General features: G+C 48.3%; 19 protein-coding genes and 1 tRNA gene. 11 read left to right on the forward strand and 9 right to left on the reverse strand.

Going from position 1 to position 24,460, the window contains the following annotated elements:
• Positions 1–39 precede the first annotated feature (39 nt).
• The 5 genes from SynA1528_RS00430 (at position 40) to SynA1528_RS00450 (ending at position 5,482) form a co-directional block, all read left to right on the forward strand.
• Positions 40–111, forward strand: a tRNA-Gly gene (locus tag SynA1528_RS00430).
• A 129-nt stretch (positions 112–240) separates the two neighbouring features.
• Positions 241–1,419, forward strand: a complete 1,179-nt coding sequence (locus SynA1528_RS00435) for a beta-barrel domain-containing protein (RefSeq protein ID WP_186587198.1) — start codon at positions 241–243, stop codon at positions 1,417–1,419.
• Between the two features lie 23 nt (positions 1,420–1,442).
• Positions 1,443–2,144: a peptidylprolyl isomerase gene (locus SynA1528_RS00440; RefSeq protein WP_186587199.1), complete on the forward strand. Its 702-nt coding sequence runs from the start codon at positions 1,443–1,445 to the stop codon at positions 2,142–2,144.
• A gap of 5 nt (positions 2,145–2,149) precedes the next feature.
• Positions 2,150–5,104, forward strand: a complete 2,955-nt coding sequence (locus tag SynA1528_RS00445) for an ABC transporter transmembrane domain-containing protein (RefSeq protein ID WP_186587200.1) — start codon at positions 2,150–2,152, stop codon at positions 5,102–5,104.
• 195 nt (positions 5,105–5,299) lie between these two features.
• A complete protein-coding gene (locus SynA1528_RS00450; protein ID WP_186587201.1) occupies positions 5,300–5,482 on the forward strand; it encodes a hypothetical protein in 183 nt (60 codons plus the stop codon).
• Between the two features lie 254 nt (positions 5,483–5,736).
• On the opposite strand, the gene SynA1528_RS00455 is transcribed toward SynA1528_RS00450, so the two are convergent.
• Complete coding sequence (locus SynA1528_RS00455) at positions 5,737–7,152, reverse strand: beta strand repeat-containing protein (RefSeq protein WP_186587202.1); 1,416 nt, start codon at positions 7,150–7,152, stop codon at positions 5,737–5,739.
• A gap of 44 nt (positions 7,153–7,196) precedes the next feature.
• On the reverse strand, positions 7,197–8,486 hold the full coding sequence (locus SynA1528_RS00460; protein WP_186587203.1) for a glycosyltransferase: 1,290 nt from the start codon (positions 8,484–8,486) through the stop codon (positions 7,197–7,199).
• 45 nt (positions 8,487–8,531) lie between these two features.
• Here SynA1528_RS00460 and SynA1528_RS00465 point away from each other — a divergent pair, with 45 nt between their 5' ends.
• The 3 genes from SynA1528_RS00465 to SynA1528_RS00475 all read left to right on the forward strand — a co-directional run bounded on the left by SynA1528_RS00465 (position 8,532) and on the right by SynA1528_RS00475 (position 12,152).
• Positions 8,532–10,010, forward strand: coding sequence for a tetratricopeptide repeat protein (locus SynA1528_RS00465; protein ID WP_186587204.1), 1,479 nt, complete (start codon positions 8,532–8,534; stop codon positions 10,008–10,010).
• A 287-nt stretch (positions 10,011–10,297) separates the two neighbouring features.
• A complete protein-coding gene (locus tag SynA1528_RS00470) occupies positions 10,298–11,386 on the forward strand; it encodes a tetratricopeptide repeat protein (RefSeq protein ID WP_186587205.1) in 1,089 nt (362 codons plus the stop codon).
• Positions 11,376–12,152 (forward strand): hypothetical protein, encoded by a 777-nt coding sequence (locus SynA1528_RS00475; protein WP_186587206.1) that lies wholly within the window; start codon positions 11,376–11,378, stop codon positions 12,150–12,152. The genes SynA1528_RS00470 and SynA1528_RS00475 overlap by 11 nt, the downstream gene beginning before the upstream one ends.
• Here the strand turns inward: SynA1528_RS00475 and SynA1528_RS00480 are convergent.
• Entirely contained in the window at positions 12,149–13,558 is a 1,410-nt protein-coding gene (locus tag SynA1528_RS00480; protein ID WP_186587207.1) for a sulfatase-like hydrolase/transferase, read from the reverse strand. The genes SynA1528_RS00475 and SynA1528_RS00480 overlap by 4 nt on opposite strands.
• Positions 13,559–13,602: 44 nt before the next feature.
• Here SynA1528_RS00480 and SynA1528_RS00485 point away from each other — a divergent pair, with 44 nt between their 5' ends.
• Together SynA1528_RS00485 and secA are read left to right on the forward strand one after the other, a co-directional pair.
• Positions 13,603–14,649, forward strand: a complete 1,047-nt coding sequence (locus SynA1528_RS00485; protein ID WP_186587208.1) for a glycosyltransferase — start codon at positions 13,603–13,605, stop codon at positions 14,647–14,649.
• Positions 14,650–14,745: 96 nt separating this feature from the next.
• Entirely contained in the window at positions 14,746–17,559 is a 2,814-nt protein-coding gene (gene secA / locus SynA1528_RS00490) for a preprotein translocase subunit SecA (protein ID WP_186587209.1), read from the forward strand.
• Here secA and SynA1528_RS00495 read toward each other — a convergent pair.
• From SynA1528_RS00495 to SynA1528_RS00510, 4 genes are read right to left on the reverse strand one after another with little or no spacing between them, the layout of a single operon-like run.
• Positions 17,544–19,067 carry a glycosyltransferase family 2 protein gene (locus SynA1528_RS00495; protein ID WP_186587210.1) on the reverse strand — a complete coding sequence of 508 codons (1,524 nt, stop codon included), beginning with the start codon at positions 19,065–19,067 and terminating at the stop codon, positions 17,544–17,546. The two genes, secA and SynA1528_RS00495, sit on opposite strands and share 16 nt — an antisense overlap.
• A 5-nt stretch (positions 19,068–19,072) precedes the next feature.
• Positions 19,073–19,927 carry a sulfotransferase family 2 domain-containing protein gene (locus SynA1528_RS00500; RefSeq protein ID WP_186587211.1) on the reverse strand — a complete coding sequence of 285 codons (855 nt, stop codon included), beginning with the start codon at positions 19,925–19,927 and terminating at the stop codon, positions 19,073–19,075.
• Complete coding sequence (gene cysE / locus SynA1528_RS00505; RefSeq protein ID WP_186587212.1) at positions 19,924–20,670, reverse strand: serine O-acetyltransferase; 747 nt, start codon at positions 20,668–20,670, stop codon at positions 19,924–19,926. Before cysE ends, SynA1528_RS00500 begins: the two co-directional genes overlap by 4 nt.
• Before the next feature lie 10 nt (positions 20,671–20,680).
• On the reverse strand, positions 20,681–21,682 hold the full coding sequence (locus SynA1528_RS00510; protein ID WP_186587213.1) for a GntR family transcriptional regulator: 1,002 nt from the start codon (positions 21,680–21,682) through the stop codon (positions 20,681–20,683).
• A 241-nt stretch (positions 21,683–21,923) separates the two neighbouring features.
• Between SynA1528_RS00510 and SynA1528_RS13170 the strand changes: the two genes are divergently transcribed.
• Positions 21,924–22,142, forward strand: a complete 219-nt coding sequence (locus tag SynA1528_RS13170) for a dienelactone hydrolase family protein (RefSeq protein ID WP_286187846.1) — start codon at positions 21,924–21,926, stop codon at positions 22,140–22,142.
• On the opposite strand, the gene SynA1528_RS00520 is transcribed toward SynA1528_RS13170, so the two are convergent.
• Both SynA1528_RS00520 and infC read right to left on the reverse strand, forming a co-directional pair.
• Positions 22,132–23,727: a glycosyltransferase family 4 protein gene (locus SynA1528_RS00520; RefSeq protein ID WP_186587215.1), complete on the reverse strand. Its 1,596-nt coding sequence runs from the start codon at positions 23,725–23,727 to the stop codon at positions 22,132–22,134. The two genes, SynA1528_RS13170 and SynA1528_RS00520, sit on opposite strands and share 11 nt — an antisense overlap.
• Positions 23,728–23,765: 38 nt before the next feature.
• Positions 23,766–24,419 carry a translation initiation factor IF-3 gene (infC, locus tag SynA1528_RS00525; RefSeq protein ID WP_186587216.1) on the reverse strand — a complete coding sequence of 218 codons (654 nt, stop codon included), beginning with the start codon at positions 24,417–24,419 and terminating at the stop codon, positions 23,766–23,768.
• Between the last annotated feature and the right edge of the window lie 41 nt (positions 24,420–24,460).

Raw genomic sequence — 24,460 nt, forward strand, 5'->3', positions numbered from 1 at the left:
CTCGTGGGGCATAGTGAATAAGCCCTGAAGAGGACTACTGCGGATGTAGCTCAGTGGTAGAGCATCTCCTTGCCAAGGAGAGGGTCGAGAGTTCGAATCTCTTCATCCGCTTATGTTAATAAAGTTATCTCTCTTGACATAGTTAGCTGTTAAGGGCGAGTTTCCTTTGAAGTATTTTAGACTATACTTAGATCAATTTATCTGGTAACTGTTCTGGCTGACCTAAGTCCAAAAAAGAATTTGAATCTTGCTGATTCAAAAACAGCACCTTCAAAATTAACTGCAAAGCAAAAAGCAGGAGATTTTGCTAACAAGTGGTTTGAACGCAACAGATCACTTGTCCTTAGGCAAACACCCTTTTGGGCTCAAAGCCTGGCAGCAATTTTAATATCCCTCGGTACTTTGAGTATTGTTGGGGGACTTATTTTTAGAATTGACGAGGTCGTCACTGTTACAGGCCAACTTAAGTCGATCGGTGGAACTTTTGAGGCAGAGACTCCTGCGGGAGGTCGGATATCAGATGTTTTAGTTAGTAATGGTGATATAGTGGAAGCCGGAACTATTCTCGTCAAATTCGATACGAGAAAAGCTGCTAAAGAAAAAGCAACACTAGAGAAGCTAATAAAACTGGAAAAGCTTGAATTGGATTCTCAGCTCAAAACATTGAATAGCCAAAAGCTCACTGTTCAGAATAAACAAAATATTTTGGTAAAAAAATTAGATACCAAAACGTTAATTGCTGACGAAATGAAAACTTTGGTTGAAGTGGGTGGATATCAAAAAATTCAGTACTTGTCACAACTAGACCAGATCTTTGAGTTGAAAGGACAGATCTCTGATATGAACCAACAAATTTCTCGTATAGAACTTCAATCCGATCAAATTACTTTGAGATCTAAGAAATCAATTGACCAAATGAACACAAGATTAAACGAAATTAAACTTCAACTTCAATACCAAATTGTTAAGGCTCCATCTTCTGGTGTGGTTTTTGATTTGAAAGCATCAGAAGGGTCTGTTATGCAACCTGGCGAGAGGATAGTTTCTATTGTGCCTCAGAAAGGATTCTATGCTGAAATATTTGTCCCTAATCAAGACATAGGCTTTATCAAGCCAGGTCAGTCTGCAAAAGTTCGTGTAGATGCCTTCCCTTTTACCAGATACGGTGAGATTGATGGAGAAGTCGATACTATTGGAGCAGATGCCTTAGAGCCTGATAATATAAGGGAGTATTATAAATTTCCAGTTACGCTTTCATTAACGAAAAATTATCTCGAATCGAAGGATGTTCGAATCCCCTTAAAGTCTGGCATGTCAATCACCACTAATTTAAAATTGCGTGATAAGCGAGTTATTAGCCTTTTAAGTGATCTTTTAGTCGACCAGACAGATAGCGTTAAAAGCATTCGTCAACAGTAATGAACTCTGATTTAATTGATCCCTTGCCGCATGAGTGGATTACTTCTTCTCGATCTCAATACTTAACTACTTTTATTAATCCACTTGGTGCAATTTTAAAAGATTCAGGTGCTCTTGAGTCAGTTTTGTCTTACTGGATCGTTGATGAAATTATATTTGAATATAATGTCAAACATAGTAATTTTAAGTTCTTGACTGATAAAAAGTCTGATCCTTTTGATCAATCGCAAAGCAATGAAGATCAAAAATATTCAAGGTTAGACACTATACTTCTTTGGTCTAAAGATAAGTGGTATCATCGTGTTGAAACATTATACCTTGAAAATAAAGATAAGTTAGATTTGATTAGCTTTAAAATGATTAGAGTGAAGAGCAAAGAATTTGCCTACGAGATTTACCATCGTTTAAAAGCAGATGAAGCTAGCTTTGAGGAATTGTCTTTACGCTATGGACAAGGCCCTGAAAAAAGAATCGGGGGCAAATGCAAAATCCAAACATCTGAGTCGATACCAAAAATCTTAGTAGAATCTGTCAAGAAATCATCTCAGGGTGATATTCTTAAGCCTATCCCCTATGGTAAGCAATTTGCAGTCATCGAATTTGATCAATGGCAGTCAGCCCAACTGGATGAAAAGACGGAATCAATTCTGTTGCAAAGCGAATTTGAGAGCTGGTCAAAATCTATTATAAATTACATTTTAAATCATATCTTAATTTTAAATTGACTATCATGATTGAAGGAATTATTAAGAAACTTTCTTCTCAGCATCCTTATGACAAGCTTGAATCTACGCAAAGAGATTTCTTATTTGCAAATTCTGAACTAGTCAGATATAGACCTGGAGAGCTTATATTGAGACCTGACGAATTACCTAGTCAATTAGTACTAGTTCTTGATGGAGCCGTAAGGTTACTCTCAAACTCGCCAACTGATGATCAAGATGTAGTTACTTTAGATATCCGCGGTTCTGGTCAGCTCATAGGTTGGTCTTCATTGTTGCGTGCAGGATCTTGTGAATGGGTTATAGCTTCTCAAGAAACTACTGTTGTCAGGTTCGGGGCGTCAAATTTTGTTAGTACGATAATTTCCTCTCAGGTGTTTAGAGAATTCTTTGGTGAGCTTTCCAATATCCATGAATCAATTTATGTTTTACGACAAATATTTAAATCAAAGTATAAGCTTGCCGAGGGTGCTTTTAAAAACTACTCGGAAATTGTACAAAATGTTCGTGTTATCAGCCTGATGCCAGGTTGTAAGTTTAGCTATAAAGACAGTGATTATGAATGGTTTTTAAGTACAGAAAATGTTCCTTCGTTACCCGTTGGTAGTAAAATTGATAACGGCGACGAGCTAAACGTTAAAGAAGGTTTTAATCTGCCATACAGATTGGTTGGCTTTAGCCTGAAAGTCGATAAGGGTATTGGAAATAATTTAGCTTCGCCGCATAATGCTGTTATAAATAACTTCGATCTTGAAAGTAAGCCTGGATCTTCTCTCTCTAAATTAGGGATAATTGAAAATGAATCGTTAGAGCTGGAAGATAAGTTTCCAGCCATCAAAGGCTTCGGTCCTTTGAAAGAAGCCTTGGCTGCGGTGGAAATGGTTGCACTAATGGAGAAAACACCTTTCAAAAGAGATATACTTGAAAAAATATTAGAAGAACAATTTCGCAGAAATAAGCCATTGTCTTTAGAACTTCTTGCTCGCCTTTGTGAACTTCTTGGATTAACGTGTCAAATAGGTGGAGTCAATACGAAATATATTGACAGTATTGAACTTCCCTCCCTTATGATGTATGAGGATGTTCCAATTGTTGTTTACTCATTTGTTGGTAAAAAAGCCTTAATTGGCCATCCGCATAACGGGATTACTAAGGTCGATATAGATGATTTCATAAATAAACTACCTGAGAAATGTCGCTTTGCCACCCCTAAAAGAATTGGAAGTACGCCCAGAAGTAAGTTTGGATGGAATTGGTTTACACCTCTACTCAGTAAATATAAAAAAGCTTTAACACTGGTTTTTGTTTCTTCATTGCTCGCTCAGTTGTTTGGCCTTGGTGTTCCGCTTCTAATACAACAAATTATTGATAAAGTCCTTAGTCAGGGAAATTTAAGTAGTCTCAATGTACTTGGCGGGACAATGATAGTGCTCGCACTTTTCCAGGGTATCCTTACAGCATTGCGTACATACATATTCGTTGATACAACCGATCGGATGGATTTGACACTTGGAAGCGCAGTAATTGATCGCTTATTAGCACTCCCTCTTGGATTTTTTGAAAAAAGACCTGTAGGTGAATTAAGCCAAAGAATAGGAGAACTCAACACAATTCGCGGATTCTTGACCGGCACTGCGTTAGTAAGCGTGTTAAATATAATATTTGCTTCGTTATACTTGGTGGTCATGATAATATACTCGCCTCTTCTGACTGCAGTTAGTTTAAGCACTTTGCCTGTCTACTTTCTAATTGTTTTTGTTGTAGCCCCTATATATAAGGGTCTTATCCGAAAAAGAGCTATTGCACAAGCAAAAACTCAAAGTCATCTTATTGAGGTGCTAGGTGGTATTCAAACTGTCAAAGCGCAACACTTTGAGTTAACTGCTAGATGGAAATGGCAAGATCGCTACAGACAATTTGTCAATGAAGGCTTTAAGAGTGTTGCTCTGGGAACAACCTCAGGAGTAATAGGTTCCTTTTTGAATCAATTAAGCAGTCTATTAGTCCTATGGGTTGGAATGTGGCTTGTTCTTGAAGGAGAACTCACACTAGGTATGTTGATTGCTTTTAGAATTATAAGCGGAAATGTTACTAATCCTTTGTTGCAACTTTCTGGCCTTTATCAAGGTTTTCAAACTGTGCAATTGGCTATGGAGCGACTTTCGGATATTTTGGATCAAAATCCTGAACTTTCTAATGAAGATGATTTAAATCAGATATCGTTGCCCCCAATTGTTGGTTCTATTAGATATGAAGATGTCTGTTTTAGGTTTGGCAAAAATGGTCCTTATCAGGTAGACAAAGTTTCTTTGTCTATTGCAGCTGGAGACTTCATCGGAATTGTGGGTCAGAGTGGTAGCGGAAAAAGTACACTTGTTAAATTACTTCCGAGGCTCTATTCTCTTAATCAAGGTAGATTGTTTATAGATGATTACGATATTGAAAAAGTCAATCTTTCGAGTTTGAGGAGGCAAATAGGAATTGTCCCCCAAGATTCACTTTTGTTTGAGGGTACTGTAGCTGATAATATAGCCTTGAATGACCCTCAAGCTACTAATGATTCAATAATTGCAGCCGCAAAAATTGCTTGTGCTCATGATTTTATTATGAGTTTAGGACAAGGTTATGCTACTCCTCTCTCTGAGAGAGGTAGTAACCTTAGTGGTGGGCAACGTCAAAGAATTGCGATAGCAAGAACTATTCTTTCAAATCCTAGACTACTTATTATGGATGAAGCTACAAGTGCACTTGATTACAATACTGAGAAACAGTTGTGTGCTAATCTTCAAAGTTGGGCTCAAGATCGTACAGTACTTTTTATTACACATCGCCTAAGCACTATTCGTAATAGTGACCTTATTCTTGTTATGCATGAGGGAAGACTTGTTGAACAAGGCAGTCATCAGCAACTAATGGATCTTGGAGAGAGATATTGCGCATTATTTAAGCAACAAGGAAATTAATTGACAGAAATATCCTAAGGGTTTAAAAGCTGCTATGAATAATAATGGCGTAAATCATTAATCGTTAAGGGAATTATATATAAACATGTCATTAACTTAAGGCTGATATTGATCAAGCCTGGTTGATGTTGATTGTGAAAGGTGTCTTCGAGCTGCACGTCCCACAATTCCTCGACAAGGGGATATTGAGTGATGATGAAGAGTGAAGAACAAGCAATAAAACCCCCTCTCTTTCTAAGAGAGAGGGGGCGAAATCAATCAATGATTGATCAGTCTGATATTGATCAAGCCTGGTTGATGCTGATTGTGAAAGGTGTCTTCGAGCTGCACGTCCCACAATTCCTCGACAAGGGGATATTGAGTGATGATGAAGAGTGAAGAACAAGCAATAAAAACCCCTCTCTGAGAAAGAGAGGAGGGGGCGGAATCAATCAATGATTGATCAGTCTGATATTGATCAAGCCTGGTTGATGCTGATTGTGAAAGGTGTCTTCGAGCTGCACGTCCCACAATTCCTCGACAAGGGGATATTTAGTGATGATGAAGAGTGAAGAACAAGCAATAAAAAAACCCCCTCTCTTAGAAAGAGAGGGGGAGTTGTATCAATCAATGATTGATCAGGCTGATATTGATCAAGCCTGGTTAATCTCGATTGTGAAGGAAGAACCTGCTCCCGCGTTAGTACTCAGACCAGTGATGGTTCCACCAATAGTGTTGGAGAACTTGGTAACGATGTCGTCGTTAGTACCACCCTGAACGAAGAGGTACACAGAGCTAGCATCGCTGCCAGTGAAGACGGCGTACTGTCCTTCGGTTGACAGCAATGCATCAACCTTAGAGATGCGATCAGAAACTGCGCTTACGCTGCTGAATGTAGCAACACCCGAGGCGATAGTTGCAGAGTTGAGGCTTGGAACACCAGCGGTTTCGGCAGAGCCAAGACCAACCATTGCGATGTTGAAGGTAACACCACCGGTTGCTCCAGTAACGTCAGTGTTGGAGAACGTGACGATGTCCATGCCATCGGCCGTTGAATCGCTGAAGTCAGCGAAGCCAATGGTTTGACCCATTGTAAAGCCGGTATCAGCCAGGTCAGAACTGAAGGTGATGCTGTCAGCACCAAGACCACCAATAACAGTACCGAAGGCACCACCAGTGGTTGCATCAATGTTGAGAGAATCAGCTCCACCACCGAGGTTGACCCGGGTGCCGGTGAATGCACCAGCAACAACGACAGAACCGGTCATGACAATTGTGTCTTGACCAGCACCACCGCCGATGGTGACGTTGGTGTCAGCGGAGAATTGGTCGTCGATAACGATGCTGTCGTTACCGGCATTGCCTTGGATCAAGGAAGAAGCAACAAGCTGACTTCCGTTCTCAATGGTGATGATGTCATTACCACCCAGGCCCTTGATGACAGCAGAACCAGCTGTGATTTTCAGACTGAGTGTGTCGTTGCCGTCGACAGTGTTATTGGTGTCATCCAACAGGATCTGCAGACTGTTCGCGTTGGCAACGCCAGAAATGGTAACGCTGTCGTTGCCGCCGCCGCCAACGATCAGGGCAGACACCAAGTGAGCGTCGTTGTCAAACGTCATGGTGTCGTTACCGGCACCAAGAGCGATCTTTGAGGCAGAACCGGAAATGACAGCGCTAGCAATAATGCTGTCAGCTCCAGCACCACCAGCGAGAGTTCCTGCAATGACACCAGCTGAAAATGTGACGGTGTCGCTGCCGTCGCCTAATTTTGTAACACCATCAAAGTGGGAATTGTGGCTGACGATTTTGTCGCCACCAGCACCTGCAATGATTGTAGCGTCATCGAAGTCAGCTGCACTAGCGGTGAAAACGTCGGCGCCACCAGCCAGATCAACGTAAAACGAGCTGGCGGAAGCTACAGGTCCGTCAACTACTTGAAGAGTGTCATTGCCGGCGAAGCCGTAAATTGTAGACGCGCTAACAGCTCCTGTATTTACCAGGAACAGCTCCGCGTCATCGGTCCCCGTAGCCACCTGGCCCGCGGAGTTGATCAGATAGTTAGCCATGAGAAGAGGAGAGGGTGATCAATTTTTGAGACACCGCAGTGAATCTATGCGGGTGGCCTACACATGTCAACGGATATATGGCCAGATGCAGATGAGACACACCCTGGTTTGCTGGAAGGAGGGCAAAAAGGCTCGGATATAGTACAATTATACTTGTTATAAATGTTATTTACAAGTTTTTTCCATCTTTTCAGGCATGATTTAATTGAATAGGTATCATTAGAGGGGCGTATTCGCTCACTATCTTTGTAACTTTCTTCTTTTATTAATTTGACGACAGAACTAGCTAATTCACCTGGTTTTCGGTGGTCGATTCTAACCACATTTTCAAAACTTCTTGTAAATTCTGTCACTGGCTTAACATCACTTACGATCATCGGATTATTAATATATAAACTTTCAACTAAACTCCAGCTCGCTACAAATGGATGCGTTAGGTAAATATGACACCATGAAGATCGCAACCAATTTCTATATGCATCTCCTTGCAAAAAACCAACCCAATTTACATTGTTGCTAATATTATGTTTTTCTAGATACATTTCAGCCCAGTTTTTCCAGGTACCTTCTACCGGTTTCATACCTCCGTAGCTGCATCTATCATTACCTGCAATTTCAATAGTGACTGAAGGCACCTTTTTTACAATCTCGGGGATTTCCCTTATAAATTGCGGAAAACATCTCATCGGTTCCATGCCTCTTGTACCGTAAGTGATCTTTGGCGTTTCTGATATAAATTTTTGGTCGTTTTGAAAATAATCTGTGTCAACCCCGTCAAAAATGACTTGGCATTTTTCTGCAAAAATCTTCGGAAGTTGCTCCATCTGCCACAAGGTAGGAGCCACTATATTGTCTGCATGAGAAAGTTCTAGAGCTATATTTTTGTTTCTCAGCCAATATTTACGGACAGCATCTTCGCCTATCCTTAATTCCTTATTGGTGTTATCATACCAAAAAAAATCTGACTCCTGATTAAACCACCATTCTAAATAACTTATTTGTTTGCATTTCGGCCATATTTCTTTGATGTGTAATCCGCAACCCCAAGCAGAATGAGAAATTACGATATCAGGGTAATAATTTTTTTCTTTTAATTTTACAAATGCGGTGCGATACATTTCACCCATCTTGTCTGCACGTTCAGTAAGTCCAAGACTTTGATTTTCCAAGGTCTCGTGGCTCAGGCTGCCTTTCAAACATATGCGATCGACTCCCTTGAGTCTTCTTCCAAAGTGCGTCTGGCATAGAAATTTAATTTCATTCTTTTCTGCGAAGTATTTTGCGACATGTTTGAACTGACCTGGAAAATTTGGGTGAAGGAAAAGAATTTTCATTGACAACACTTTGTACTACAATGGTGTGATTGTTGATTGGTTCTAATGGGACTCAAGTTAGCCCTCAAAGCACACAGCGAGGGAAATCTTAAGCTTGCAGAGATTCATTACAAGCGTGCTCTCGAACAAGGTGACAAATCGCATATTTTATATCAAAATTTTGGCGCTTTGTTGAGGAGTCAAGACAAATTAAAGGATGCTCTTCAATGCTATCGCACTGGCCTTCATCATTTTCCTGATAATGTTGACATATTGCTAAATTACGCAAATGCCTTACGTGCAGACTTTCCTGCTTCCGCTCTTGAAAACTACTTAAGAATCCTTGGAATAATACTTTCAACTCCTAATTTTAATGAGAAAAAGTATTTAAATGCTCTTTGTAATATTTGTCAACTTACTCATGATTTAGGTCTTTACAAACTAAATGTTCTGTATCTACGGGCGGCCCTTCCTCCCGTTAAATATAATGCGGGAATACTACTAAACATATTACTCCTTCTTGATAAGAATAACAGTTCACAGGATACAAGCTTTTGCTTTGAACAAATATATCAAAGGATACAATCTTCTCTGCTTTCACTAACTATAACAGAAAGAGCAGAATTTCACTATTCATTGTGCCAGCATTTTCTCAACAAAAAAGCCGAAAAAGATGCATTTATTGAATTAGACAAAGCAAACACTTTATTGAACGAAGGGCTACGTGACAGCTCTCTCGATCATAAAAAACTCCAGGATATTTCTATTTGTTATCACTGGAATGCCTCCAATACACTGCTTAAAATGCAGAATTTTCAACTCGGTTGGCAGTTCTACGAATATGGTCTACGCACGCCTTGTAGTGGTCCCCAGAGATGGCAAAGGTCTTTGGCTAAGCCATTTGATTTTAACGAAGTTGTTCTTTGGCGGGGAGAATCTTTGAATTCCAGAAGAATTCTGTTACTTGAGGAACAAGGAATAGGTGATGCAATGATGTTTATTACTCTTGTGCCAGCGTTGCTCGATGAGGCTCAATGTGTTGGCCTGTTCTTGTCTGATAGATTATTGCCTATATACAGGCGTTCATTTTCCGAAGAGATTCACAATGGAAGTCTTGTTGTATATTCACGTCAAGATTTCTACGACAATAGGCTACAGTCTAATGCTTTCGATTTTCAAGCACCATTAGGCTCAATTTGTCAATATCGCTATGATCATCCTTCCAAATTCGCACCAAAGACACCTATAATATCTACAGATACTATTACTACCGAACGATTAAGAGACAAGTATATCACTCAAAGATCAATTAAGCCAAAAAAACTTGTCGGGTTGAGTTGGCGTGGAGGTGGTCGTGCTTCGAGAATCAAGCAAAAATCTATTAGCCCTTCGTTCTTTGCGAAGTTAATGAGGAAATATCCTGAATACCAATTTATTAGTTTGCAGTATGGTGATGCCAAATCTGTAGTTTCTACATGGAATAATGATGGCCTGGATGTTATTTATGACGAAAATATTAATGCCCTTAAGGATATGGATGGATGATTAGTTCAAGTTGCTTGTTGTGACGCTATAGTTAGTGTTGCCAATACGACTATTCATGGCGCTGGTGGCCTTAATATACCTACAATGTGTCTTTTGAGTCTTCACTCTGACTGGAGATGGCTCGATGACCCTCTTATTAGTCGAAGCTATTGGTACTCTTCTGTCGGCATTGCTCGACAATCTGAAAATATGAACTGGGACGATGCTTTTATTACTGTTGATCATTGGTTCTGTGATAATATGGGTTATCCCACTGGAATCATTCACCACTAATTTCACATTATATCATGAATTATGATCAACTCTTATTATTATTTCAGCAAGGTCAGTATTCAAAAATAACATCATTTATTGATGAAAGTAGTCTTTCATTTGAGTCTGACCCTAATGTTGCGCATCTTTATGCTGCTTCTCTCTTCAAGCTAGGCTCATTCGGGAAAGCCCTCGAAATCCTTGAAACTCTCGAGTCCGCTTTGGATAATAATGTTGATTACCTTTCTCTTTTTGGTGCTACTTTGCGGCGTGTAGGTAATCTTGAAAAGGCTGAGGTTCTTTTAAACAAAGCTATGAAATTAGACTCGAAAAATCCTTTTATTAGAAATAACTATGCCAATTTACTGATAGATCTCGGTCGATTCTCGGATGCACGAAATATTCTTGACTCACTTTTGCTTCAAAATCCAAAATATGAAGATGCTCGTATCAATCTTAATCGTCTTACATTCATAGCGACTCAATCAACTGGCAACAAAAAATCTGAAGATGTTGATTTTAATACGCAGGTTACTTCTGGAACTAAGTCCATTTCTCAACCTAAAGTTCTAGATCCTTTGCATTTAGCATTTGACGAGGAAGAAGTCTATAAATATGGTCGACTAGACCGGTCTAAAATTGTTCAATCGTCTCAACAAATTGTTGAATCTTTGGATTTACCTGATTCTTCACAAACTGCTTCGGAGTACATGAAACTTGCTCTTTTAGCAGTTCAAGAAAAAAATTTTAGTTATGCATTACAACTCTGCTCAAAAAGCTATATATTAATTGGTCCTAATTCACAAATCTTTGACTGTGTTAGTGATTGTTTTATAGGCTTATCGCGTTTTTCTGATGCAGAATCCTTTGCTTTACATGCTATCACTGTTAGTGAGCCTACTGCAAAGCTTTATATGAATCTAGCAACCTTGGCAAGTATGAAGGGTGATTTAGTTCTTGCTGAGTTCTATTTAGAACGTGCAGCAGGTTTGGACCCTAGTCATACCCAACTCAAAAAACTTAGCGGCAACTTGAAGAGCCTTAAATCAAAGTCTTCAGCGAAAAAGTTTTCTTTTGAGCTTTGTGAATTTCCTTCTACAGTTAGCTCTAAAGATGCTGCATAGTCGATCTATTATTTATGTTGCAACAGGTGAGTCTTATGTTAAGGAAGCTATTAAGAATGCGAAATTAACTCGTGAATATTCAATAGATATTCCTATCTATATTGTCACCGATCTCCCTGGCAATCAAGAACTCTATGAAGTTTTTGATTATGTTCTTCCTCATCAATACCCTACCTATTCGTACAGAGATAAGATCCTACCTCTCGTAAATCTTCCAACCGATGAGTGTCTATTCTTAGATTCTGATGCTTTCTTAATATATTCAGCACATTTTATTTTCGAGGTCTGTCAGCATTATGAAGTTGCTGCTACTCATGCTCCTGTCAGGCATCCACCAGGATGGGATGATTGCGTTACTCCGTTGTTGTTCCCTGAATACAATTCTGGTGTTTTGTTTCTAAGGAGATCTACTATTATTTCATCATTCATTAAATATTGGCTTGATCTTTACGACAAAGTAAGACTATCTCATAATCAGTCTTGGGACCAAGCTACGCTTCGCTCTTCTCTTTGGCAATTTATATCTAATCATAATTTAAAGCTTTTAACTTTGCCTCCAGAAGTAAATCTTCGCACTACAAAGCCTTGGACTGCTGGTCGAGGCTTACCTGTTTTTGTTATTCACGGTAGATTAGATGTATCAGAGCTCGACTCCTTTATTCACTATCTAAATTCTGATATAGATTGTTTTCGTACTTGGTCCCATTGGATTAATATTCACCCTTCCAGCAGTATTCAACCACGCCATGATAGGACATTTCATTAATTTAAACTTTCAGCAATTCCATCAATAAACCAATTTCTTCTTCTTCTTTTGGTTACCTCTTTGTCGCTCCATTCTTTTATTTCGAGCCACTCCTCTTTTCTGAATAACTCTTCTTGTTTCTTTTCGTAACAGTTTTCTTTTTCGCTACCGTCTCTTTCAAGCTCAACTGCCCATAGAATCTTGCCACTCCTTTTTCGCGCTAGTTTCTTGTTCCCTCGAATAAACAGTATCTCGTCTCTAAATTCCACTACTGCTCGATCGCTTCTTTCTGCCTTCTTTCTAAGCCTTTTGCTACTTCCATTCTTGATTAGGTTTCGCACCATTAACTTCATTATTTTTGTTAGGCCAAGCGTTTTTTGCATAGGTTCTGATTTACAAGGTCTTATTCCTCTGTAAACCCAAGGTACTCTAATAGCACCCTCTTGAAATGAGCCTTTGTAAAGCATACCGCCATCTCCAAGTATTTCCCCATGGTCTGACGTAATAGCTATATTCCAACTATTTTTGTCACTTCTTTGATTTATTTCTCTCATTAAATTCCCAACTTGATCATCTAATAGTTTGATATGGTCTCCATAATCGCATTTAAGTTTAAGGATATCGTTATCTTGTATCTTGCCTTTCCAATTATTGTACTTTTGTTTTAGCAAGCACTGATCATCAAGGCGGTCTATCCAGTCATAATTATTTTTTGATTCTTTGATGTCTCCAAATTTGTGTATCCCTTTCCAAGGTTTCGGTGTGTCAAAAGGCTCATGAGGTCCAACAAAACTAACCCACAAAAACCATGGTTCCGTATCTTTTTTGTTCCTAATCATGTCTTCAGCCTTTTTTGCGATCCATATGTCTGGATACAATTCATTTGGCAGTAATGTTGTTTTCACCTTCCATGCATTTTCTTCGATGTGACTTCTGTACCTTAGATCTAAATCCTGCTTTTGTTTTTCGTAGACATTCTTTGCACGCCATTCATCAGTTAGAGTGCATTCTACGTTCCTTAATGCTCTCGGACCTGCTACCTCAATGACTTCGGAGAAACCTAGTTCATTTAGTTTATTTAACTTGTTCCTCATATCCATTGAGCTTAGGTGGCTATAGAAGTGTGCTTTCCCAATGAGAGTTGTTTTCCATCCGCTATTTCTAAGATCACGAACAAATGAAGGTGATTGATTACTCAACTCATATCTACCGTTGCTTGTTACGCCAATTCGACTCGGTTCAAGACCTGTCAACCAACTAAATCTTGCTGGCATGCATTGTGGACTACTTGTATAACAGTAGGTTGCGTGCCAACCTTCCTCTGCAATCTTTGCAACATGGGGCATATTTGTACTCTTTGAATTGAGATCACACCAATCCGCCCTGAGCTGATCAAATGTTATCAATAGGAGATTTGTCTGTTTCATTAATCTTTTTCGTATGATATGATTCTATCATCAGTTTGTCTTCTATGCGTTTTTGGCTTGCTTTGCATCCTGATGTCGCCAAGCCTATTGGAGGCGTAAAGCAGATGCATCGTTTGTCAGAACATCTTTCTTCTCTTGGCTATACCTCTACAATTATCCAAGAAGATTCTTCTTTCCATCCTGGTTGGTTTGAAAGTGAGGTAAATACCATAAGTCTCAAGCAATGGAACTCTCTGACAGATCTCTCTAAATTTCGCGATGTTATTATATTGCCTGAAACATATGTTCGGTTTTTTAGATCATATTCTCGTGGTTTGCCACTTGTTATTTTCAATCAAAATGGTTCATACACCTTCGGTGAGTCTGATCCTGTCAAAAATCGAATTTCCCCAAAATTTGTATTTGATTCGTATAATTTCCGTAATGTCATTCAGATTCTATGCGTTTCTGAACATGACAAGAACCTCCTGTCTGTTTTTTGTGATATGCCCGATGAGCGTATAAGTCTTATCGTTAATGGACTAGATAATTTTTCTTGCTCTAACTCAATCAAGAAGCATAATATAATTTCATTCATGCCTCGCAAGAATAGTTTTGATGCTGGTATTGTAATGCGACTATTGTCAATTCAACCCTTTTCTAGTAACTTTAAATTTTACCCAATTGCGAATGCCTCTCATCAAGAAGTTATGAATGTTCTTCAGAAATCCCTGATTTTTCTCTCTTTTGGCCATCCAGAAGGTTTTGGACTGCCGGTTGCAGAAGCTCTTGCCTCAGGATGTTCTGTTGTTGGGTATACAGGCCTTGGTGGTCGGGAGCTTTTCGATAAAGTTTTGCGTTATAACGTGGCATTCCCTGTCGAGAATGGTGATTGGCCTGCATTTGTTAATGGTGTTTCTAGTGTTGTCAGCCGTTACAAGCATGACCACTCTAATTTTGTGGGCGATCTTGCTAAATCTTCCACCCTTATCAGGCAAAGCTACTCAGATCTTGCAATGCAAGATTCTATCAAATCTGCTGTGTTTTCTATAGAAAAGAACCTATCTCGCTTCTTGTCTTCCGATTCCGATGCAAGTTCCTTTGCTTTTTAAAAGATTTCTCCTGTAAACCTCCGTTAATCTCGGCTTCCTTACGCAGGTACGGCCTCCGGATTGTAAAATATAGAGCAATTAACTGTTTAGGTTGCCATGCTCAAGCTCCTGCTGGGTGATTCCAACGCCCGCAAGCTGAAGCGGTATCAGCCGATTGTTTCGGATATTGGTTTGTTAGAGGATGACGTTTCAAGGCTTCCCGATGACGACTTAAGGCGCAAAACCTTTTCATTTAAGGAGCGCCTCTTTAGTGCTGGATCTCTTGAAAACCAGCGACTTATTTTAGATGAAATATTGCCCGAGGCCTTTGCTGTAGTTCGTGAAGCCGGCAAACGTGTTCTGGGTATGCGGCATTTCGACGTTCAGCTGATTGGCGGGATGGTTCTTCATGAGGGTCAGATCGCTGAAATGAAGACTGGCGAAGGGAAAACACTAGTTGCCACGCTGCCCAGCTATCTCAATGCACTGACTGGCCGGGGTGTGCATGTAGTTACTGTAAATGACTATCTAGCACGCCGCGATGCTGAATGGATGGGGCAGGTGCACCGTTTTCTAGGTTTATCCGTGGGACTTATCCAGCAGGATATGCGTCCTGAGGAACGAAGGCGTAATTACAACTGTGACATCACCTACGCCACCAACTCCGAGTTGGGTTTTGATTACCTGCGGGACAATATGGCCGCAGACATTAGTGAAGTTGTCCAGCGCGAGTTTCAGTACTGCGTGATCGATGAAGTTGATTCGATCCTGATTGATGAGGCCCGCACGCCTCTCATCATTTCCGGGCAAGTGGAGCGTCCCCAGGAGAAGTATCAGCAGGCAGCACAGGTTGCTGAGGCCTTGGAGCGGGCCGCCGAACTGGGCAAGGATGGCATTGATCCGGAGGGTGATTACGAGGTTGATGAAAAGCAGCGCAGCTGCACCCTTACCGACGATGGCTTCGCGAAAGCCGAGAAGATGCTTGGGGTGGCAGATCTGTTCAATCCTCAGGATCCCTGGGCTCACTACATCACCAATGCCCTCAAGGCCAAAGAGCTGTTTGTCAAAGACGTGAACTACATTGTTCGCGATGGCGAGGCGGTGATTGTCGATGAATTCACTGGTCGCGTGATGCCAGGACGCCGCTGGAGTGACGGCCAGCACCAAGCCATTGAGGCCAAGGAGGCCCTGCAGATCCAACCGGAAACGCAGACTCTCGCTTCCATCACGTATCAGAACTTTTTCCTGCTCTATCCCCGCTTGGCCGGCATGACCGGTACCGCCAAGACAGAAGAGGTGGAATTCGAGAAGACCTACAAACTCGAAACCACAATCGTTCCCACCAATCGGGTGCGGGCCCGTCAGGACTGGGCTGATCAGGTGTACAAAACCGAGACTGCTAAGTGGCGCGCTGTCGCCAACGAAACAGCTGAGATTCATAAGAACGGACGGCCTGTGCTTGTTGGCACGACTTCAGTGGAGAAGAGCGAGTTGCTGAGTTCCCTGCTGGCTGAGCAGGGGATTCCGCACAACCTGCTTAACGCCAAGCCAGAGAACGTGGAGCGTGAATCGGAGATTGTGGCCCAAGCGGGTCGGGCCGGTGCGGTGACGATCGCCACCAACATGGCGGGCCGGGGCACCGACATTATTCTGGGCGGCAATAGCGACTACATGGCGCGTCTTAAGTTGCGGGAGGTGCTGCTCGGCCGTCTGGTTAAGCCGGAGGACGACCACAATCCTCCGCTGCCCCTGCAACGCAGTACCGCCGCTGCTGGTTTCTCCGATGCTGCAGCTCCAGCACTGCCCCGCAGCGGTGAGAGCCTCTACCCCTGCCAGCTCACCGACGACACCGATCACGTCCTCGGCCAGTTGGCCCGTGATCTTGTCAAGGCCTGGGGTGATCGGGCCCTCAGCGTGATTGAGCTGGAGGAGCGTATTGCCACCGCCGCTGAAAAAGCCCCCACCGACGATCCCCAGATCCAAGGGCTGCGCGAGGCGATCGCCCGGGTGAAGGGGGAATACGACGCGGTGGTGAAGCAGGAGGAAGCCCGGGTGCGTGAGGCCGGCGGCCTGCATGTGATTGGCACCGAACGTCATGAGTCCCGCCGGGTGGATAACCAACTGCGTGGTCGGGCTGGGCGACAGGGCGACCCCGGCTCCACCCGTTTCTTCCTTTCCTTGGGAGACAACCTGCTGCGAATCTTCGGGGGTGACCGCGTTGCCGGCCTAATGAATGCTTTCCGCGTAGAAGAAGACATGCCGATCGAATCCGGCATGCTCACCCGCTCGCTTGAAGGGGCCCAAAAGAAGGTGGAGACCTACTACTACGACATCCGCAAGCAGGTGTTCGAGTACGACGAGGTGATGAACAACCAGCGGCGTGCGGTGTATTCCGAACGTCGGCGGGTACTGGATGGTCGCGCCCTCAAGAAGCAGGTGATCGGCTACGGCGAACGCACAATGGGCGAGATTGTGGAGGCCTATGTGAATCCCGATCTGCCGCCAGAGGAATGGGATCTCGATCAGCTCGTCGGCAAGGTGAAGGAGTTCATTTATCTGCTGGAAGATCTCACCCCCGATCAGGTGCGGGGTCTGGGCATGGAAGAGCTCAAGGCCTTTTTGCATGAGCAGCTGCGCAACGCCTACGACCTCAAGGAGGGCCAGGTCGAACAACAACGCCCAGGGCTGATGCGGGAGGCTGAGCGTTTCTTCATCCTTCAGCAGATCGACACACTCTGGCGGGAACATCTCCAGGCCATGGATGCCCTGCGCGAATCTGTTGGCCTACGTGGCTACGGACAAAAAGATCCTCTGATCGAATACAAGAACGAGGGATACGACATGTTCCTCGAGATGATGACCAATATGCGTCGCAACGTGATTTATTCAATGTTCATGTTCCAGCCCGCCAATCCTCAGAGCGGCGGCTGACCATCGCTCTCCCACTGACGGAAGGAAGTTTCGTAATCCGGTCTCGGTTGCACTCCTTCAGGAATCGGCTCTTTCATCTGCCTGTAGAGCCCTGCCTTGGCACAGCGGTAAAACACAGAAACTTGGTTCAGGTGCTGGCGCTTAAGTCCAGCATTTTTGAGGTGATGCAGCATGATCCGGTCGCCAATCAGGTGGCCGTAGGGCGGCATCAGCACCCACTGGTGCAGAAGATGGAAGGAGCCCCGGCCAAACAGCATCGCGTTGGTGTCAATGAACCGCTCCGGATCGGTGAGCGGGCAGGGGCCCATCACCGTGCCGTCCAGGCGGCAGAGGGTGCGGCTGGAGGAGACGAAGTCGGCCTGGTGCTGGTCCATCTCTGCTAGCAGGCTGGCGATGTGGTCTGGCCTGTACCAGTTGTCACCATCGAGGAAGGCCACGGCGTCCACCCCAAGGCCGATGGCGTGATAGCTGCCGATCAAGCGCGGTGTCGATCCGATATCACCATGGCTGCGCGGTAGCCGCACGTGCTCGGCACGCCAATGGTTGATCCGCCTGCGGCGGTGGCCGTCGGCCACCAGCACATGCAGGCAGGGCTCGCTCTGGGCCAGCACGCTGTCGTGGCACTGGCGCAGCTGGGCCAGGGGTTCCTTGTAGTAAGGCGTGATCACGGCCACCCGGGGCAGGGGATTGCCCAGGGCCTTTAGCAGTCGCCGGTCGTCAATCAGCTCACCGCGCACCAGTTGGGCTGCGAGCGCGGCAGGTTTGGGCCGGAGGCTGTCGTAATAGGCCGGCAGGGTTCCCTGACTGAGGTGATTCGCGTAGATCTTTCGCCAGCTGTCACCGATGCCCGCACTAACGCGTTTGTTGCGCTGTAGAGCCTCCGTTCCCTGTCGGATTTTGCGTTCGAGCTGCGCATAGCTGCGAATGGGCACATGCAGGATCTCGATGCCGGCGTTCTCTATCGCGCTGATGGGCGTTCCATCCACCCCGGCGCCGTGGTTGCCATCGCTGATCTCAATCCCAGCATGGGCGCGATGAATCAGCTTGGGGGGCAGTGGCTTGCCGAGGCTGTTGCGTGAGACCCGTTCCCGCAGGGTCTGGCGTTGATAAAACGGCGTTTTGTCCGCGATGTTCCGCACCGGTGGCAGAAAGTTGGTGCGCTCCACCAGCACTCCCTTAATACTTTCCGGCACCTGGGTCAGGCTGGATTTCAGGCTGCCTTGCTCCGGCCACCAGAACTCATCCGCATCGCTGTTGATCACCCAGTCCGCCCCCATCGCCGCCGCCATGCGCGCCATGCGGGTCACCCACACGGCCTGGTCGTGGGTGTGCTCCGGTTCCTGCAGCAGTGTCAGCTGACCGCGGCGTTCGAACCGCTTAAGGATCTCCAGGCTGCCGTCCACCGAACCGTTGTCGGTGGCGATGATCCGGTCCACCCCCTGGGCCAGATGGAAGCGCAGCATGCTCTCAAGGATGTCGGCTTCATCCCGGCAGAGCAGTGTTAGCACCAGCATCATGGTGCGGCCCTCTTTGTTCGTTTGGGCTTGAGTTGAAGCTCCGGGCGTGGGCTCATACGTCCGTAATACCAGTGCATCTCCGGTGTGAGGTTGGTCAGTGGCAGGTCATGGGAGGGGCCAATGGCGAGACAGGCGTTGATCAGTTGTTTGAGCTCCGGGTCGCTGAACGTCGCCTTCTGCTGCTTGTACCGAAAACAGGGGAAGTCTTCCCGGTGGAGCAGATTGGCCATGGCCTGAAGATCGGGGTGGTTGCGGAGTGCTGTCAGATCCGCTGTCTCCCGGCGTCCTGCGCCCTCTCCCACGGCCTGGAGACGCTTCCGCAGGCTCTTGGGCAGAGAGAGCGTTTCCCCCAGCGCTTCGAGATCGCTGCTGAATTGCTCGCAGCGGATCAGCTGATCCACCATCGGGCGTTTGCCGAGGTGGGTGAACCAGTGGATTGGAAAACCATGCACCCAGCGCAGGTCGTGGGCATCCATTGCAGCCGGAAGCCGCCGCAGGTAATGCAGGAGCTGTTCATTGGTGGGTGGCTGGCTGCTGACCTGCATTTCGGTTGCTCGGCTTTTTTGGCGCAGGTGTTCCCGGCAGGCGGAGGCCAGGCGGTCGTAGGGATGACGGATGCAGGCAATGACCTGGTAACGGCGCAGCCAGCGCCATAGTTTGGTGTGACGTAGGTCCATTAAGGGACGGTGGGCCAGGTCCACTTGCCGTTTCAGCACCGGGTCGTAGCTGAAGTCGAACCAGCTCTCGGTCCGCCGATCAGCGCCGTCCTCCAGAAAGGCTCTGCGCAGGGCGGTGCCGGCACACTTGGGAATGTGCAGAACAACCAGCTTCAGATCGTGGTCAACGATCACCCGCTGTTCTCCCCCAGGAACTCGAGAATCTCCCGGTCCTTGAGGCTCTGGGCTTCACCGCGGCAGACATCCCGCAGCTGCCGCCCCTCGGCAACCTCCTTGAGGCAGCGCTGCAGATTGCTCACCGTGCTTTCCAGTTCATCGATCCGCTCCATCAGGTTGCGGATCACATTGGCTTCCGCATCCGGTAGGGCGGAGTGGGCCAGGGGGTTGATTCGTACGCCGCTTTGGTGAATCACCCGGCCGGGGATGCCCACAACGGTGCAGTCCGCCTCCACGTCGCGCACCACCACCGAACCAGCGCCGATGCGGGTGTTGGCACCCACGTTGATCGCCCCCAGCACCTTGGCGCCGGCACCGACCACCACGTTTTCGGCCAGGGTGGGATGGCGTTTGCCGTGGTCCTTGCCGGTGCCGCCGAGGGTGACGCCCTGATACAGCAGGCAGTGATGCCCCACTTCAGCGGTTTCGCCGATCACCACCCCCATGCCATGGTCGATGAATACGCTGTGGCCAATCCTGGCGCCAGGGTGGATTTCAATGCCGGTGAGCGCCCTGCCGATCTGGCTGAGGCAGCGCGCCGCGAGTTTCATCGGTAGGTGGCAAGTCCAGAGCCGGTGGCTGAGCCGATGCAGGCTGATGGCCTGAAATCCGGGGTAGCAGAACAGAATCTCCAACCAACCACGGGCCGCCGGGTCGCGCTCGCGGATGATGGCGAGATCGGCTCGGATCTGATCGAACATCGGGGTTGATTCAGCTGGCGGCCGCTGGGGTCTGCAGGCCGATCTCCTTGCGGAGCAGATCGATCGTATCGGTGCTGAGGTAACTCTCGGCGCAGTGCACCTGCGGCATGCGCATCAGCTGGGAGCGATTTTGCCGCAGGCTTTGCTCCACCAACGGCAAGCTGGGGCGGTCGCAGAGCACATGGCTGGAGGCCCTCAAGAGAGCCAGCAAGCGGCTGCCCACGTCCGGCGTAGCGGTCATCAGCAGCAGTTCGTTGCCGCGCATGGAGTGGAGGATCACCTCCGCCGCCCGCAGGATGCCGGGGCTGATGCTCACCAGGCCCACGCAACTGCCCTGTCGCAGCTCCTTCAGCATCGCCAGCTCGTGGCGGAAGTCGTTGAGGTCCACCGCCACGGCCCGAACGCCGTGTTTCTTCGCCAGCTCCTCTACAGGCTGGAGGAAGTAACGGCTTGTCACCACGGTGCCGTTGCTGGAACTCTCCAGGACGTTTTCCAGCTCCTCCATCGGCACCACCTCCACCGGCACATCGAGGCAGGGTTCAAGTTCCTCGGAGATCAGCATCGAGGCGCCGATGTCCTCACGGGGGGTGCTCACCAGCACCCTGGCGCCGCAACGCAGCCGCCAGTCGATCTCACGGGTCAGCAGTTCACGGGTCTGCTGCAGGGTGCAGCCGGCATTGAGCAGGCCGTCCACGCACTTGCGCACCTCCCGGTCGAGATCGGTGACGCCCCTGTTGCGGATATGGGGTGGTGTCTTGATTTCCCTTGGCTTCTGCTGATCGCGCACGTAAATGCCGGAGCCGGCCATGGCTTCCACCACGCCGTCGGTCTCGAGCTGCCGGTACACCTTGCTGATCGTGTTGCGGTGCAGACCGGTCTGCATCGCCAGCTGCCGGGTGCTCGGCAAGCGGTGGCCGGGGGGGTAGTGCCGTGCCGCAATCGCGAAGCAGATCTGGTTGTACAGCTGGGTCGACGCCGGGATGTCGCTTTCCTGCTGGATGTGGAATCGCACGCCGGTGGGCCAGGTGGGAATGCGGCCACCATAAGGAGCGATTCCCGTGGTGACAATTGGGGGTGTGTCCTGTGGACCTGTGACAATTTCCGACTCAACCCGTGCTGGCTGGGTGTCCGTGGCCAACGGGCCGCTGGCCTTGCGCTGCTGGTGGTCCGCACCATCGGAAACTCAGCACGATATCAATAAGTTATCTGTTTCAAATCGTGCATATATCGTGCTGCCTGAGGTCACTGGGAGCTTGACCTGCCTCTGCGGCACGACCGATCCTTGGATCCCAGAGCCAGACCGCGCTTCGATTCAGCGGGCCTTGGCGGCCCAGGATCCCAGTGGTGAGAAGTTTCGCTATGAGGAGCTGGCCGGAGCTGACCATGGCTCCATGTGTGAGGCCCGCAGCAACTTTCAGGCTGCAGCAACGGCCCGGGGCTGGCAGCTGCTGTTGGCCGCGCTCAAGGCTTGATCAGCCCCTGCTTTAGCCACCAGCCGCGCCGGCGGGCATCGATGCGCCGCAGCAAATCCTTATCCCAGGACTGGAAGCGGTTGCTGAGCCGCTGCTGTTCCAGCCCGGACGCCGGTGGGCTGGGGCTCCAGCTGGCGGGCAGCACTTCGCTGGCGAAACAGCCGAAACCCGTGCTGGTGTCGGGCATCCAGGGTGGCAGTTGTGGTGGGGTTGGCAGGCCCGCTGCAATCGCCTGCTGGCGCCGTGCCGTCAGATCCGCCACGAGGGCGCGCCACTGTTCAATCACGCTGCGCCAGTTGTAGTGCGTTTCCACCCGCCGTCGCCCTGCGGCCCCCATGGCGGCGCGCAGGTCCGGTGCTTGCAGCAGGGTGGAGAGGTGCTGTTTGAACTGCTCCAGGTCAACGGCAATGCCCTGGGCCACACGGCCAATCGCCTGGCTGTAGTCCGCTGTTTCGTGGAGCATCTGCTGGGCTTCCGCGGCCCCTAGCCCAGCCACCAGCCGGGTGGTCACCCGCAGGCCGGTGGCCGCGCCCGCTTCCCCGGGTTGCACCACGCTCTCCCGGTAGCCGTCCCAGTCACTCACCAGGCAGGGCAGTTCCGCAGCCATGGCCTCCAGCGGTGTGATGCCGAAGGTTTCCTGGGGGTTGTCCGACAAGCTGACGAAGACGTCGGCGGCCCAGCGCACCGGTCTGGCCAGCTCCATGGCCCGGCCCGGCACCCAGTGCACCGTCAAGGATGGGGCAAGTTGTCGGGTGGCCTTTTTCCACAGCTCCAGCATCTCGGCGCTGGGGGCTTCGCCGTACACCAGCAGCTCTAGATCTGGGTGCTGCGTCTGCTGCAGCTCTGCCAGGCTATGGATCAAGGGTGCAGGCTGGAATTTGGTCAGCAGGTCCAGGCGGCCTGCCAGCAGCACCACCTGGGCCTCCGGGCGAATACCGAGGCGGGCACGGGCCTCGCGGCAGGCGTCTGCCTTGCTCACCGGCGGCGCCCAGCCTTCGGGGTGGATCCCCAGCGGGATCACCGGAAGTTGAGGCCGCTCGAAGCGGCAGGCCTCGTTGCGGCGGCGCAGCCAGTCCTCTTGGCGATTCAGGAACCCCTCCACTACCTGGCGGGCGGCTTGGGAGGTGCAGATCAAGGCATCCCAGGGCCGCACCGGTGCGCTGCTGTACTGCCCCAGCGCGTTCTGAACGCTGTAGCTGCACAGGGTGTGGACGATGCCGATGATCGAGTAAGCCCCATCCCCCCAGGGCATCCGTTTCCAGGCCCAGTGGTTGATGCCCGGATCTGGCACATGGATGGCCCCGGTGCTGCTGGCGGCGTCACCCCACCGATTCAGGCCAACCGCTTCTGTGCGGGCGTCAGCCTGGACGGCTCGGGCTGCCCCATGGAACCACTCTCCATCCGCCTGATGGGGAACCACAAGGCTGTGGGTGCTGTTGCCGGAGTAGTGGAGGTAAGCCTCGAGGAACGACGCTCCGGCCGACTGGCGTCCCAGGGGTTGGTTGGGATCCACCTGGAAGCCGTTGCGAACCATCACCAGTGTCAGCGGCAGGGGGGATGGCGATCGCGTCGCGTCAGCGTTCATCGCAGCGCACAGGCCTCAAGGCCTGGGATCCTCCCGCATTAGGCCTGCGGCGCGGCCACCTTGGCGGCCGTGGACCGTGGTGGTGCCGGGATGGTGCGCACCGCCTTGGTCGGAGCGGCCTCCTTCTCCTCCTTCTTCACCAGGGGCGTCTTGCGCGGCGTGAGGAACATGATCATGTTGCGGCCCTCCCGTTTCGGAGCCTGCTGGATCTCAGCCTTTTCCTCCAGGTCCTTGGCCATGCGCCGCAGCAGGGTTTCTGCCAGGGCGGTGTGCTGAATCTCCCGGCCGCGGAAGATCACGGTGCACTTCACCTTGTCGCCGGCCTTGAGAAAGCGCACTGCCTGACCGATCCGCACGTCGTAATCGTGCTGATCGATCTTGTAGCGCATCTTGACCTCCTTGACTTCGGTTTGATGGGACTTCTTCTTGGCTTCCTTGGCTTTCTTTTCCTGCTCGAATTTGAACTTGCCGTAATCCATGATTCGACACACCGGTGGATCGGCCTTCTCGCTCACCAGCACCAGATCCAGTTCACGATCTTTGGCCACCTCCAGGGCTTCTTCCCTGCTGATCACCCCGAGTTGGCTGCCGTCTGAGTCGACCACCCGCAATTGGGGGTAGCTGATCCGGTCGTTGATGTTGGGCAGCTCCCGAACAGGAGCACGACGGTCAAAACGGGGGCGTGGGGGCATTCAGGCGGAGACAGGTACAGGTGCAGACAACACGAAGATCA

Source organism: Synechococcus sp. A15-28 (genome assembly GCF_014280175.1).
Taxonomy (GTDB): Bacteria; Cyanobacteriota; Cyanobacteriia; order PCC-6307; family Cyanobiaceae; genus Parasynechococcus.